Source organism: Pedobacter humicola (assembly GCF_056490705.1).
In genome coordinates, this window is sequence record NZ_JBWJIG010000021.1 from 1 (window position 1) to 14,850 (window position 14,850).

8 protein-coding genes are annotated in these 14,850 nt (G+C 42.7%); 1 reads left to right on the forward strand and 7 read right to left on the reverse strand.

Annotation, left to right across the window (positions count from 1 at the left end):
- Positions 1 to 163: 163 nt before the first annotated feature.
- Together AC04Q1_RS23650 and AC04Q1_RS23655 are read right to left on the reverse strand one after the other, a co-directional pair.
- The gene (locus AC04Q1_RS23650) at positions 164 to 3,478 is read right to left on the reverse strand and encodes a DUF5107 domain-containing protein (protein WP_478367020.1); all 3,315 of its coding nucleotides are present in this window, start codon (positions 3,476 to 3,478) and stop codon (positions 164 to 166) included.
- Between the two features lie 77 nt (positions 3,479 to 3,555).
- Positions 3,556 to 4,905, reverse strand: a complete 1,350-nt coding sequence (locus AC04Q1_RS23655) for a sugar porter family MFS transporter (protein WP_478367021.1) — start codon at positions 4,903 to 4,905, stop codon at positions 3,556 to 3,558.
- 107 nt (positions 4,906 to 5,012) lie between these two features.
- Here AC04Q1_RS23655 and AC04Q1_RS23660 point away from each other — a divergent pair, with 107 nt between their 5' ends.
- On the forward strand, positions 5,013 to 5,783 hold the full coding sequence (locus AC04Q1_RS23660; RefSeq protein WP_478367022.1) for a hypothetical protein: 771 nt from the start codon (positions 5,013 to 5,015) through the stop codon (positions 5,781 to 5,783).
- Positions 5,784 to 6,041: 258 nt separating this feature from the next.
- Here the strand turns inward: AC04Q1_RS23660 and AC04Q1_RS23665 are convergent, their stop codons facing one another.
- The 5 genes from AC04Q1_RS23665 to AC04Q1_RS23685 are packed head-to-tail and all read right to left on the reverse strand — an operon-like array spanning position 6,042 to position 14,836.
- Positions 6,042 to 8,219 (reverse strand): alpha-galactosidase, encoded by a 2,178-nt coding sequence (locus tag AC04Q1_RS23665; protein WP_478367023.1) that lies wholly within the window; start codon positions 8,217 to 8,219, stop codon positions 6,042 to 6,044.
- 31 nt (positions 8,220 to 8,250) lie between these two features.
- The gene (locus AC04Q1_RS23670; RefSeq protein WP_478367024.1) at positions 8,251 to 10,167 is read right to left on the reverse strand and encodes a glycoside hydrolase family 97 protein; all 1,917 of its coding nucleotides are present in this window, start codon (positions 10,165 to 10,167) and stop codon (positions 8,251 to 8,253) included.
- Complete coding sequence (locus tag AC04Q1_RS23675; protein WP_478367025.1) at positions 10,167 to 11,195, reverse strand: aldose epimerase family protein; 1,029 nt, start codon at positions 11,193 to 11,195, stop codon at positions 10,167 to 10,169. The genes AC04Q1_RS23670 and AC04Q1_RS23675 overlap by 1 nt, the downstream gene beginning before the upstream one ends.
- Positions 11,196 to 11,233: 38 nt before the next feature.
- Complete coding sequence (locus tag AC04Q1_RS23680; RefSeq protein ID WP_478367026.1) at positions 11,234 to 13,564, reverse strand: glycoside hydrolase family 95 protein; 2,331 nt, start codon at positions 13,562 to 13,564, stop codon at positions 11,234 to 11,236.
- A 60-nt stretch (positions 13,565 to 13,624) separates the two neighbouring features.
- The gene (locus tag AC04Q1_RS23685; protein WP_478367027.1) at positions 13,625 to 14,836 is read right to left on the reverse strand and encodes a DUF4998 domain-containing protein; all 1,212 of its coding nucleotides are present in this window, start codon (positions 14,834 to 14,836) and stop codon (positions 13,625 to 13,627) included.
- Positions 14,837 to 14,850: the final 14 nt, after the last annotated feature.

Consider the following 14,850-nt stretch of genomic DNA (forward strand, 5'->3'; position numbering starts at 1 on the left):
AACCGGAGGCTTTTTTTATGGATTTAGCTTGCTTGATTAGTAAGATCGTCGCCCTGAATTTATTTCAAAGTCTATCTTGCAGGAAGGATGCTGAAATAAATCCGATAGCTATCGGATCAGCATGACGACTGTTTATTTCCCAGCGCAATAATCCGAAGTCTCGCTAGCGTACTGTCTCCGTAAACTTAGGGAGTCCGTTCAGCAATTTTTGATGTACCACTACCCCAAGGTGGCCTTTTTCAATGGCCAATACTTCTTCAAAGGAATCAGCGGCCAGTTCCATCTGTTTTAACCCTACATAACCCAGGCCCTGCATATACAAACAGTGGATTTTATTTCGTTTATCCAGGTCATCTTCCCAAATGGTTAGGTCGGGTAAGGATACGGCAAAATAATCGATGGTCACGTGATCGTTGATATGTGCTTTCGCATAATCCACAAGTTTTTCAAAGCGCAGATCGGCTTCCGGTTTCCGATGGAGTTGAAGCAGCGCCAAACCCTGGTAAAAAATCTTATCCGGTTGCTGGTCGTTGTAAAAAATAGCTGCAGCAGGTTCGCTTAAACCAGTGACTGCTTTTTCCCAATAGGTTTTGGCCTGATCGCTATCATTCAGCTTTTCGAAGGCCACACCCAACCAGTAAAAAATATCATTTTCCTGTGCGCCGGTTAATTTGCCTTCGGCAAGGTTATGCGGATACTCCTGCGCATCGTTGAGGTATTGGATGGCTGTTTGATAATCCTCATCAGCAATGGCCTGTTTTGCCAGTTCTACCAATGCGGTTACATACTGAATGGCCACCTTACCTTCGCCGCCCTCCCATGGGTGGAAAATTCTGTTCTTCAATAAATCAAGCGCTTGCTGATGTTCGCCTTTCAGGTTTAACAGGGTGATGTATTCGAGGTACACATCATCGCGTTGACTAACAAGCTCCTTGTTTTCATCAAGGAAATTTAACCTGAAATCAAGATCTTTATTTACGCGCTTATACAATTGATCGAGTTCCATTAAGATACGGGCATCACTTTTATCCAGTGCAAATGCCTTTTCCAATAAGCTTACCGCCTGGGCCTGCTTGTCGGTTTTATTGTAATAAGCCAAAGCAAGGTTGCGCTGAACGGTCGGGAAATCTGGGTCGGTTACAATCGATTTTTCCCAACAGGCGATCGCGTCGTTATAATGTTTAAATGCATACCAAAAGTTTCCTAAATAGTAAAGCGCTTTGGCATCATCAGGATTTTGCTTAATGGCTTCATTTAAGGCCAGCACGGCCTCTACCTGGTTTGGAAAGCAATAATCCGGATTGGCATTAGCAGCTTTGTTATAGGTTGTTTTGACTAATTCTGCGTTTCCGGTTTTACTGTAAAACCAGGCCAGGTAATAATAGGCCAATGGATAAACATCCTGTTGTACTTCGATGCCTGCATTTAATAGCAAAATCGCCTCGCTGTATAAACCCGCGGCAGCATAATCGAGCGCATATTCAATATAACTGTGAATATTTGCCCTGATCAGTTTATGGATTTCTTTTAGGTCATCATTGTTCTCAGACAACAGGTATTTTTCAAACAGGATACCGAAATTAAAATGATCGTTTGCCAGGAAGGTTTCAGCCAAAGCCTTTTTACTTTGACCCATTTTACGTAAGATGGCTACATGCAAATGCAGTGCCTTTTGATCGTTTGTATTTTTAGCGATTGATTTTGTGATATGCTCCAAAGCACTTTCCAGATCACCCTTAAGCACATCAAGCTGGGCGATATAAAAATAACCCTGATTTTGCCAGGCCGCATTCCAGATCGCTTTATAAAAGGCATCGTAGGCCTCCTCCAATTTATCCTGAAACTTTAGCGATAAACCTAAATTAAAATAAGCTTCACTATCATAAGGGTTTGGATTGCGTGCGGTAAGGGTCTTTATTGCCTTTTTAAAATAAGCTTCCGATTCGGAAAACTTGCCTCTTCTTAACTTTAAAAGCCCTACAGCATTGTTGCACCTGATGTCGCCATCATCTCTTCTTAAAGCTTCGTTGTAATAATCGAAAGGGTTGTAAATGGCATGACGGTATTGTTCGAGATGCAAACCCGTTAAGAATAATTGCTCGTTGTTTTCAAATTCCGCCGGAGCCTTTGCCGGTTTGGCCGCTTCAGGAATATCCGTTTCATTTTCGCCCTCCCATTTCCAATCCACTAAAATACTGCCCTTTTCATCGCTAACGCTGATCTGCAATTGTTCAGGATTACCTGCAAAAGCAATTTCCTTTTGATAAGATAAAGTTGGCGCAGCGTCGTAAGTATCGTTTAACAATTCACGGTCGCCATTCTTCAACACGATGCTGGTATTGGGGTAAAGCCCGGTGGTATATACCTTCACAGTTAATTTCCCCTCAGCCTGCTCAATATTCACCATGGCATTTTTAGTCGCGTTTTTCACCACGCCCAAATCACGGTAAGGCATATAATATTGCACAAAATCTTTGTACTCACCAGGCATAATCCACGAGAAATCGGGCTGATTATCGGTATATACCCCACACATCAGTTCGATATAGGGTCCGTCTTCATCGGTAAGGTTACGGTCCCAGGCCTGACCAAAATCGCCATTGCCCCAGGTCCATTGTTTTTTGCCCGGCGAGATATGGTGATTGGCCACATGCAGCAAACCGCCCTTGCTATCGTTTTCATAACCCCCTACAAAATTGTATTTAGAGGCAACCGCCATATAAGAAGTGGGTACGGGAATATTTTTATATCGCGAGATATCGGTACCCGGCGAATAATCTACTTTATAATAGGTTCCCTTTGCGATCGGGAAGGAAGAAACATCACGTTTGCCATGATCGAAAACAGCATTTACATCAGGTGGAAAAACAGACTGATAATCGTCGTTAACTTTTACCGCTGGGTTTGCCCACCACAAAAAAGTCTGTGGAAAGGGTGTCCTGTTATATAACTGTCCTTTTATTTCGAGATAGTTTTTATCGGGATAAAGGGTAAAACCCATCGTTCCTTTTGTACGGAACATGCGCTCTACCTCACTGCACCACACTGTTGCGCTGCCATCTTCATTTTCTTCAAATAGGGAATCAACCGGATCGAATGTTGAAGGGCGATGGTGCTGGGGCCAGTTAAATTCGATACCGCCCGAAATCCACGGACCGGTTAAACCCACCAAAGCCGGTTTAATCACCTGGTTGTAATAGATAAAATGGCGGTTTTTAGTTTTATCGAAAGCCATTTGTACCCTTCCGCCCAATTCGGGCAAAATCATGATCTTTACAAAATCATTTTCCAGATAAACGGCCTGGTAGGTTTTATCTACTTTTTCATCCGCGATTTTTTCGATCACAGGATATGGATAAACGGCCCCACTACTCCCCTGGTAAACTCTCTTTTCTATAAATACCGGATTTTTTTCTGGCAAGCCAACTTCATAGGTTGGAATCACAACAGCTTCTGTCCAAACTTTAACTTTCATCATCTTGAATGCACAATTATATTTTTGATTGATCTTCTTCTAAAAGAAATTAATTATCTGAGTATGGGTATCGGTTAAAATTAATGGCCAATTAAAGTCGTTTCCAGTTCCTCTAAAGTTTGTCCCTTGGTTTCTTTCACCTTGCTTTTCACAAAGAAGAAACCCGCCAAACAGATTACTGCATACAGGTAAAACGGGCCAAAAGCCCCCAGCCATTTGGCCAAAATCGGGAAGGTGAAAACCAGTATGAAGTAAGCACTCCATAAAGCCACAATGGCTACAGATGAAGCTTTACCCCTGATACTGTTCGGGAAAATCTCTGAAATCAATACCCAGGTAACCGGCGCCAGAGAAGTGGCATAAGTGGCAATGGCCAGCAGTACAAAAACCGAAACCAGATTGGCCTGTGCATTATGCTGCAACAGAAAGGCCAATATAATATACAATACCGACAAACCCAATGAACCGATGAGCATTAATGGCCTGCGCCCCAGTTTATCTACCTGCCACATGGCCAGGATGGTAAATACCAGGTTCACAATGCCAATAGCAACGGTTTCGAAAAGCTGCCGGTCTAAATTGGCACCCACCGCTTCGAAGATGGTAGAGGTATAATTAAAAACGACATTGATCCCGCATAACTGCTGAAAAACAGCCAGGGTAATGCCTACCACTACTGCCGGACGGATGGCCTTCGCAAAAACAGCTTTATAGGTCTGTTTCTCTTCGCCTCCCTGCATCGAACTGCTGATTTTCTCAAAAGTCTGTTCTACAAAATAGGCGTTGCCGATTTTGTTCAGCACTTTTCTGGCCTGATCGATCTTTCCAGCCTTGATTAACCAGCGTGGACTTTCGGGCAGCCATAACACTCCCACAAAAAACAGTGTTGCAGGAACGGTACCCAAGCCGAACATCCACCGCCAGGCATTTACACCATAATCGGCAAGTTTATAATTGATTAAATTGGTCACCAAAATACCGATGACTACCGTTAGCTGGTTGATGGCCACATTTCTGCCGCGTTTTTCGGGCGGAGAAACTTCAGCAATGTACATCGGGCTCAACATCGAGGCCATGCCCACCCCTATGCCTGCTGCAAAACGCATCAGGATAAAAATAGTCAGGTTATGGGAGAGTGCCATACCGATGGAGGATACTGCAAATATGAGTGCCGCCAACATCAGTCCGGGCTTGCGCCCCTTGCTATCGGCGATATTACCAGCCATTACACAACCTAAAATACAGCCTAAGGCCAATGAGCCGGTTAAAAACCCTTCCCAATAGGCATTAAGTGCAAATTCGGTACGTAAAAAAGGCAAGGCACCTGAGATCACGGCGAAATCGAAGCCAAAAAGATACCCGCCCAGCGCCGATATAAAGGAGATGCCTAAAATGTAAGTGTTATGGTAAGAAACAGTTTGATCGTTCATTATAATTGGTATTTGGTTAGCAGATCCATGTTAAAATCTGATATTCAAAACTACTTATCCAATACTAACAATCAAATAGCCCGTGAAAGCAATTTAATGGATAATTGATGTATTTACATGGACAATATGATCATGTTTTCGGGTTGAGTAACCAGCTAAGATCATTTGATACGCCAACCACAAAGTGCGCAGAAATTGGGATGCAGAGGGCGCAAAGCAAACGCGATGGTAAAAAAATGGCTGTGTTGGACAAAAGTATATCTAAGGTTAGAGAAGAATTTGTATGCGAACGCAAGATCCTCATATTTTGCTTTAATGGGAAGAATCCAACATTTACCAGAATGAAAATAATAATTTTAATTATATCTTTATTTCTCTTAAATTCTTATGAAGTTATGAGCCAATCAGTAGACAAAAATCTTGTGGCTGCCGTGGTAACCGATTTTGATACCCATTTGTCAGATTATCTTAAGAAATATCCGCAATTGGAAGCTCTAACATTACTGAACCCTGGGCAAACCGTTTACCCGCCTGGTAATGATGTTATGCCAATAAATCCTTATTATTATAAGGTAACAGAAAAAATTAACCAATTTAAAAATTTAAAGCACCTTCGATTACAGTGTTTGTATGTGTTGGATCTTCCAAATAACATAACGAAGTGCAAGTTGGAAACACTGGCCATTCCATTCTGTCCTGATTCTGACATGGAATCCATTGTGGGTAAATTAAAAAAGTGCAGGTATTTAAAAGAAATTGATTTGGTTAATGTGGTTCTTTCTGATGACAAAATAGCGTTTTTAAAAAAAAGCTTACCTCATGTGAAGTTTGTTAATCTGATGGATGATCTTTCTTTTGATAATGAAGTTGAAAATTGAAAGAATGATTAGCACAATTATTATAAAAATGTTGCCTCAATGGAATTAAGGCAACATTCTTATTTTAATTATCAAGACATTTCTCCCTATAACTCAAATATGTTCGGCTATCCCCTCAATTCCAAAAAGATGCTCCTTCAATTTCCAAAAATGACGCATCTGATTAAAACATAAAAAGCCGTAGAATTAACCAGATCCTACGGCATATGTATGATTATAACCCATCATACCGGGGCTGAGAATATTTTAACGTGCGAATTATAACGCCTCTATTTTTAGCACCACACTCGTCCTGTTTTGGTTAACATCTGGGTTAAAGCCGATTTTCATCAGAAAATCGCCGTTGTAAACTTTAGACGCATCAATCGATGATTTAACACCCGGAAATACATTGATCTCCGAGATTTTGTACTTTTTCGAGGCATCTAAACCATTAAACCGGATCGGCAGCTTACTCGCCTCACCATAGCGGTTGTTCACCAGATAGTTAAATACAACCCCTGTTTTTTTATCATCAGTAAGGTATAACATCGAAGCCACACTACTTTCGCGCGGGTTCGAAAGCCGGTACTGATCGCCCTGCCAGATAACAGGCTTAATCCCGTTATAGATCTTAATTGCATTTTGGCAAAATTGTAAGTCGTTGGGTGATAACTGCCCCACTACAATATCGAAACCCATTTTGCCCATCATGGCTACATCGGTACGGAATTTAATGGGCTGCTTGCCCCAGTCGGTAACATGGTTCGAGCTTGAAATAGCCGGATAGAAATAGGAATATTCCCACTGCATAAATATCCTTTCCAAAGGATCGGTATTATCGCTTGGCCAAAACTCGGTGAAGTATTGCAAAGCAGCATAATCTACCCTACCCCCACCCCCAGAGCATAACATCATGGGTACAGTAGGGTATTTCTTTCTGATGCGTGCTAAAACCGTATACAAACCACGTACATATTCAATATAAAAGTGCGACTGGTTTTTAAGCGTGGCCGAATGCGCATTGTAAATTACCGAATTACAGTCCCATTTAATATAAGCCAACTCTGGGTTTTTAGTAAAAAGATCATCCACCACACCAAAAACAAAATCCTGCACCTTTGGGTTAGTCAAATCGAGTACCAACTGGTTACGGAAATAAAACTCTTCCCTTCTGGCTTCTTTTACCACCCAATCAGGATGTTTTTCGTAAAGCTCACTTTTAGGGTTCACCATCTCGGGTTCAATCCAGATCCCGAATTTCACCTCATTGTTTTTGGCTTCCTTAACCAAAGAGGCAATGCCGTTTGACAGTTTCTTTTTATTTTCATCCCAATCGCCCAAACCCGCAACATCGCCGTTCCGTGGATATTTGTTCGCAAACCAGCCATCATCCAGTAAGAACATATCCACCCCTAACTTTTTGGTGTCTTTGATCAGTCCGAACAATTTGTTTTCATCGAAATCGAAATAAGTAGCTTCCCAGTTGTTCAATAGGGTTAGGCGTGTGCCTTTGCCATCTAACAAACGGTAATTACGGGCCCACGACTGCAGGTTCCGGCTTGCAGTACCTTTACCCGTGCTCGATAAAGTGGTAAGGAAAGCCGGTGTGGTAAAAACTTCGTTTGGTTTTAAGGTATAAGCCGATGCATAATTGTTGATCCCCGAGATGATCCGCAGGTTATCCAGGTTATCCAGTTCAAGATCAGTCTTAAAGTTCCCGCTATAGGCCAATGCGCCATAAAGTACCGTACCTTCTGTTTCAGTTGCCGGTTTATCCATCGAAACCATAAAAACAGAGGGCTGGAAAAGGTTGGCCCGGGTACCCAGCTTCGAATCGAGTGTTTTGATACCATGGGTGATTTTTGCTTCTTCGGGCTGCATTTCTTTTGCCCAGTCGCCATGGTATTGGGTAAGGTAAAATGAACCACCCCTTAAGTACAGATTGGCTGACGCAAACTTCTGCAGGGTTACATTGCCCTTCTCCTTGTTTTTGATTTCACTCCACTGCTCTATCACGTTTTCGTTGTAATACACTTTGTAATAAAGGGTAGTTTCGAACGCATATGCGGGATCTTTTAATAGGATACTGGTAATAGAAACATTATCGGATTCTTTTTTTACACTGTAACTCACATAATGCAGATCGAGCGAATTGTTCCCATCGGCATGGCTAACCGTAATGGCAGGTTCGAATAAATTCCGCGTTCCCGAAGTGCTGTAAGCGGCATCATTAACGCCGGTATATTCACTTCCCTGCTTATATACATTGGTGATATCGGCATAATCGCTTTGTGTGGCAAGCTTTGGTCCGTAATACAGCATTTTAAGATTGGCTTTAGAATCGGCCTGTAATACAATGGCATTCTGTTTGGTTTCAATCGGGATAAGTGTTTGGGCTTTTACCTCCAGCAAACACAACATGAGGCCCGAAAATAAAGTGACTGATAGTTTCATATAATAGTTGCTCTGAATAAACGATCTGTAATTATGGGTGGATAACAATAGCAAAACCACCACCCTTTGCCATATGAATCGGCAGAACGGTTTTTTGGTTTATGCTAATGGTTTTATAGATATAAGCTGTGGCATCGGTATTGGCATTTGGCGCATCCGTATATATTTCTGCCTGATACTGCTGTCCGGGCTGGAGAAAAGAAAAATCAACGGTAACCTTACGTTCATCCCAGTTGCTCATACCACCCACAAACCAGGTTTTACCTTTTCTTTTGGCCATCACCACTTCTTCACCCAATTTGGCCGAAAGGGCTTTTTCTTCATCGTAAACTGTGGGCACTGCCGATAAGTACCGCATGATGGTGTCTTCTTTCATATAAGCACTCGGCGAATCGGATAACATTGCCAACGGCTGATGATAGATCACAAACATGGCCAGTTCATGGCAGCGTGTTCCCTGACCTGAGGGCAAACCCGGATCGATGGGTTTAAATGTTTCTTTGGTCTTGTTGCGCATGGCGCCGGGGGTATAATCAAAGGGCCCGGCCAGCATACGTATAAAGGGTGTTAATACGTGTAAATCGGGATTGATGCTATAGTCCCACTTATCCGACTCTGCTCCCCTAACAGCTTCATAGTTTACAATATTGGGGTAGGTTTTTTCCAGTCCGGTAGGTTTGCTGCAACCATGAAAATTGATCATCAGTTTTCTTTTGGCTGCCGCTTTTGCAATCAGTTCGAACCATTTAATCGCCTCCTGATCATCGCGGTCGATAAAATCTACCTTCAAGCCTGATGCGCCTATCGATTGTACAAAATCGAGGTTTTTATCCAAATCTTTAAGCAAGGTTGAAGCCACACACCATAAAAACACCCCAACATTTTTCGACTTCGCATTGGCGATAACCGCCCTGATATCATTTTTAGGGTTGATTTTAGTAAGATCGTAATTGTCAGACCAGCCCGCATCGACCATTAAATATTCGAACTTGTATTTCGCCGCAAAATCGACGTAATAATTGTAAAGCGCGGTATTGCGGTTATCCATTCCGGATGGGATTGGCGCGCCAGGCAAGAGGGCATCATGCCACCACTCCCATGCTGCCTTTCCGGGTTTGATCCAATTGCTATCTTTAATTCTGGATGTTGTAGCCAATTCGGTAACGAGGTGATTGGTGAGCAGTTGTTTATCATCTGTAGCGATAATGGCCAAACGCCATGGATAACTCCGCTCGCCCGTGGTTTTGGCCAAAAAAGGAAAACGCTGTTTTACAACGGAAACAAAGTTGCCCCAGCTACCGGGAACAGCAAGCGATGGCAATTGTGCCCATTCGCCAGCAAAACCTATTTTCTCTTTTTTGACATACATACCCGGATAATCAAAAAGATCCGATTCGGCCACAATTACCTTTGTACCGTCTTGATAAGCAAAAAGTGCCGGTGTGGTTGCCCGCTTTCCAGTTGGAATAGCTTCTACCGCGGCTGATTTAACATAAACCCCTTCCCAGGTGGTGTAGTTATCGGTTTCCTGAAGAATCGCCGCAGCGCCTGGATTAACATTGAAGGTGGCTGTTTCGTTGATTACCTTTAACGAATCTTTTAAATGCGTAATAAAACGGTAAGCAAAACCTTCATTGTATAACCTGAAAACAACATCGTACCTTTTACCAAAACTTAAGGTTAAGGCATTGTACCGTGTTGTTTTTTGGGTTGATGCTTTATCAGGCACATCACCGCTACCCAGGCTGGCATTATCGAATTCCATCCCAATGGCAGAAAAAGCGATGATTTCCTTCTGTTTTAACATCACCGAATAACCCAAATTTTTGTCGGTGGCAATGTGTACACCTATGTTTCCATCAGGAGAAGTCAGGGTATAATTTTTCTGAGCAAAAGCGATTTGAACGATCAAAAAGGGCAATAAAAAAATAGGTAAAAAACGTTTCATTATGATATCGTATCGAACTTGTAAATAATTTTCTGTTGGTAAACCGTACCTTTTTCTATGGATACCGCTGGTGCAATCACCTGGTTTGGGGCATCAGGATAATGCTGGCATTCGAGGCAAAGCCCGTTAAATGCAGTATAGGGTTTTTCGTGGTGCCCAATGCCTACCGTAGCTAAAAAATCGCCGGTGTAAAGCAGCACACCCGGACTATCGGTAAAAACGCTTAACCTTCTGCCTGAAGGGCCGTGCAATAGTTCTGCGGCCAACACCAGCGCTCCTGGTGTTTTCTTTTGTAACAGGTAATAATTGTTTAGTCCCTTATTATACTTTCCTGCAAGCACATCAGCAATCTGCTGTCCGTTAAAGGTGTTTTGCTGTGTGGGGACAATGTTTCCTGTCGGGAGATAATCTTTGTCCATTTCGAGCATTTCTGTTGATGGAATGTTTAAGCTGTGGTCAAAGATATCAGTATGCCTACCACTCAAATTGAAATAGGCGTGATTGGTAAAACTTACAATTGTTTTTTGGTTGGAGTAGGCCTGATAGTTGATCAGCACTTCATTTCTATCCGTCAGTTCGTAAGTGACCGAGCAATGCAGATCGCCTGGGAAACCGCCTTCACCTTCGTAACTGTACAAGGTAAAAACCACTTTGTTGTCTTCTGTATGGTAATTAAATACCTTGTTGCTAAAACCAAAAGCGCCGCTGTGGTTGCTGTGCAGACCATCGTTGGTGTGCAAATGAAAGGTTTTGCCATCGAGCATAAATTTTCCATTTGCAATGCGGTTGGCAAAGCGGCCAATGGTTGCCCCCAGGTAATTCTGATCGTTAACATAATCTTCCAGCCGGGCAAAACCCAGGACCACGTCAGCAAGTAAACCATTTTTATCGGGCATTATTACGGACACCAGGGTTGCGCCATAATTGGTCAGCGAAATAGATGCACCATGCCTATTGGTCATTTTAATGAGCTTCACTTCATCTACCTGATTGCCTAAACTATTTTCTTTTGTATGGGTAATGTTCATTATATGTTTTGGTAGATATAAGGGACAAATCGTTTTATTTAACCTGTTCTTTTTGAAGAAAGTATATTGATCAGTTTCCCGTTTATTTTAACTTTTACACGGCTTCCCTGAGGTGAAAAAACCTGATAACTGGTGATCACACCATTTTTCCAGTTCATGTTCACCGTATAATTCCCCCTGGCCTTTAAACCCTTTACGCTTCCGTATTTTTTCCAGGCGTCTGGTATAGCAGGCAATAAACTGATATAGCCTTCATGGCTCTGGATCAGCATTTCGGCAATACCTGCAGTAGCACCAAAGTTTCCGTCGATCTGGAAAGGCGGACCTGCAGAAAGCAGATTATCATACACACCGCCACCTGCACCATAATTGATATCGGTACGTTGGGTGGGTTTTAACAGCTCCCTAAAAAGTTTAAAAGCCCTGTTTCCATCCCTTAACCTTGCCCAGAATAAAAGTTTGTAAGCGATAGACCAGCTAGGTCCATCGTCACCCCGTACATTCAAAGTCTTTTTTGAGGCTTCTGCCAGATCTGGCGTGCCATCAACAGTAATCAACGAGGCAGGATAAACCCCATACAGATGCGAAATATGGCGGTGCTGGGGATCGGTTTCTTTGTAATCCTCAATCCATTCCATAATCCTTCCATCTTTAGAAATCCTACCCGCTGGTGGCAGCAGGCTCAGTTTCTGTTGAAGTGATTTTTGCAGATCTACATCCTTACCCAGCTTTTTAGCGGCTTCAATTACATTTGTAAAAAGCTCCCTTACAATCTGATTATCGATGGTTGGGCCTATGGTTACATTGGCTGTTTTTCCGTTGGGCATGTAAAAGCTATTTTCAGGCGATACCGAAGGAGCAGTCATCATCCAGCCTGTTTTAGGATCGGCAACCAATACACAGCTGTAAAACTGTGCCGAGCCTTTAATAACCGGATATATCTTTTTGAGATAATTTACATCTTTGCTAAAAGCGTAGTGATCCCAAAGGTTGTTGCAAAGCCAGCCCGAGCCTGCATTGGCAACGCCCCAGGAAGCGCTTTCACCAGGTTCGGTAAAACCCCAGATATTGGTAATCACATGGGCAATCCAGCCATCGGCATTGTAATAAGCCTTGGCCGTTTTTTGTCCGTTGGGCACCATATTGCCTACCAGATCGGCCAGTGGAAGGTTAAGCTCCGAAAGGTTCACCACTTCTAATGGCCAGTGGTTCATTTGAACATTCACATCCAAATGATAATCGCCGTTCCATGGGGTATGGACCTGGTTGGCCCAAAGACCCTGTAAATTTGGTGGTAAAAGCCCAACCCGCGTACTCGAAATGCTCAGGTACCTGCCATATTGAAAAAACAAAGCGGGTAATTGTAAATCAGATTCAGGGTTTTTATAATATAGTGCTAAACGTTTATCGGTGCTGAGCTGACTATTTTCACCAGTTCCAAGGTCGATATCCAATCTATTGAATAACTTTTGAAAAGCCTGCGTGTGTTTTAATTTTTCTACGGCATAGTTTGCTTTAATGGCTTTATCCAATAAAAGCGCCGCATTTTGCCTGAACTGATCGTCTTTATAACTGGTTTTGGTTGATAAATAAATGGTGAGTACATTGGCTTTGGTCACCTCAAGTGTATTCCCCTTTTTATCGATTTTACCTCCAGAAACTACCGGCTCCAATAAAGTGAGGTACTGCATGCCTTTCCCATCAATGCCGTTATCCAGCTGCCCTGAAAGTTCGATCCGGTTTGCTTTAACTTTGCTCTCCCCACGTTCGGGGCGGCTCAGCGATAATTTACAGTTAATCTGCCCTGCTTGATCGGCAGTAATCCTGATAATGGCCACGTCGCCGCTGAAACTGGTAAAATATTCTCTTTTGAAATGTACATTGTTCAACGTATAATCAGTGGTAGCCATCGCATTGTTGAGCAAAAGTTCCCTTTTATAAGCTGTAGGGGTTTTATCCTTCCCCTCGTACTGGTACTGAATGTTCAGGTTGCCCAGCATTTGAAAGCAGCCCCAATTGGCACCACCAGATCCTTTTCCGGTACATACAAAGTTTTGGTTCACCAGGTTTTGCGCCTCATCGTTTTTGCCTTCCAGGATCAGCTTTCTGATTTCGGGCAGATTTTTATAGGCTTCGTAGTTATTGGCATCCTGAGGGGCACCAGACCAAAGCGTAATATCATTCAGTACAATCTGCTCATTATTTATGCCACCATCGGGCATCATGCCCAAACGGCCATTGCCCAGGGGCAGTGTTTCTTCCCAGCGGCTGGCGGGTTTATCATACCAGAGTTTAAAAGGTTTGCTTTGGGCAAAACTTGCCGATAATGTAGAAAACAAAATAACGATGGTATAAATGAATCTTTTCATTTGATAAAATAGGATCGGATATTAAGCTACGTCACCTTTGAGGTGACATAGCGGAATGAATTAGTTACGTTTATAAAAAGAGAATTCACTGAAGTGCAAATAACCTTCGCCACCCCAGGTTTCGAGTACTTTAAAGCGAATATACCTGTATTTGGGAATCGATGTAGGGAAAACAAATTTCTCACCTGCCTGTGCAAATGCTTTGTCCTGATCGGTATTTTGGCCTTTAGGCAAGCCTGATGGTTTAAACGAGGTAAAAGTCTGGAGTTTTGTCCAACTGTCCCAGCTTCCGTTTGGATTAGGGTTATTGCTCGCCCAAACCTCAAATACCTTGATATTGCCTACGCTGTACAAGGCATTTTCGCGCTGCCAAAGTTTAAAGTTATCCAGCTGCACCTGCTCACCGATATCGAAGGTAAACCACTGCGGCATACCCGATCCACCCGTGTGGAAACCCTGGTCCTGCCCTTTTATATTATCCCAAACATGGGGCAATATCCATCCATATTCTGATGGTATATCGGTTGGGAGCGTTAGCTGTTGAAAAAGCGATTTGTCACACTCGGTCACCTTAATAATGGTCGGAAAATCAGAAAACTGCGGGGCATTAAAAGCATCAATTGATCCGGCTTCGGGATAATAAGAAGACCGGTATTGAATGGTTGTGCCCGGTTTATAGTTCGGTATGGAAATCGTATTATCATTCGCCAGTAACTGCCTTTCTTCTATTGTGCCAAGAATATTGGTGTAACGGATCGTGGTGGCCACATTCATGGTATCTCTTTTATTAAAGTTTAAAGTCAGTGTACCATCCGTCTGGAAAACATAAGGTTCGGTAGCATTTATGCCCCTGTTTAATAAGGTTGCACTATATGCAGCCCCATATACCCTAACATTATTGATTTCGGTTGCAATGGATTTATTGCCATCGCTATCGTACGAAACCACCGAAAAGGTATACACATATTCATCCAAATTAGGGATGATCACCTTTACTACATCGCTGGGATTGTGTGTAGCAGCCGGTACTTCCAGTGTATTGGCACCATTGTTCCAGGTGATGATGTATTTGGTGATGCTTGGATCGGGACTTGGATTCCATACCAGCTGTGCCCGCAGGTTACCGGTATTATAACCTGCTGTACCAATTTTGCCCGAATATTTGATCTCTTTATTATCCAGAAAGGCCTTATAATCATCAGCATACTTCTTACAGCCAAAGAAAACAATGGATAGGAAGCAGATGAAAGTAATTTGATATGTCGTTTTCATGATCTATTTCTTAT

Coding starts and splice junctions, on each gene's coding strand:
- AC04Q1_RS23680 (WP_478367026.1), bottom strand. CDS start 13,564: ATGAAAAGATTCATTTATACCATCGTTATTTTGTTTTCTACATTATCG.
- AC04Q1_RS23650 (WP_478367020.1), bottom strand. CDS start 3,478: ATGATGAAAGTTAAAGTTTGGACAGAAGCTGTTGTGATTCCAACCTAT.
- AC04Q1_RS23655 (WP_478367021.1), bottom strand. CDS start 4,905: ATGAACGATCAAACTGTTTCTTACCATAACACTTACATTTTAGGCATC.
- AC04Q1_RS23670 (WP_478367024.1), bottom strand. CDS start 10,167: ATGAAACGTTTTTTACCTATTTTTTTATTGCCCTTTTTGATCGTTCAA.
- AC04Q1_RS23685 (WP_478367027.1), bottom strand. CDS start 14,836: ATGAAAACGACATATCAAATTACTTTCATCTGCTTCCTATCCATTGTT.
- AC04Q1_RS23665 (WP_478367023.1), bottom strand. CDS start 8,219: ATGAAACTATCAGTCACTTTATTTTCGGGCCTCATGTTGTGTTTGCTG.
- AC04Q1_RS23675 (WP_478367025.1), bottom strand. CDS start 11,195: ATGAACATTACCCATACAAAAGAAAATAGTTTAGGCAATCAGGTAGAT.
- AC04Q1_RS23660 (WP_478367022.1), top strand. CDS start 5,013: ATGTATTTACATGGACAATATGATCATGTTTTCGGGTTGAGTAACCAG.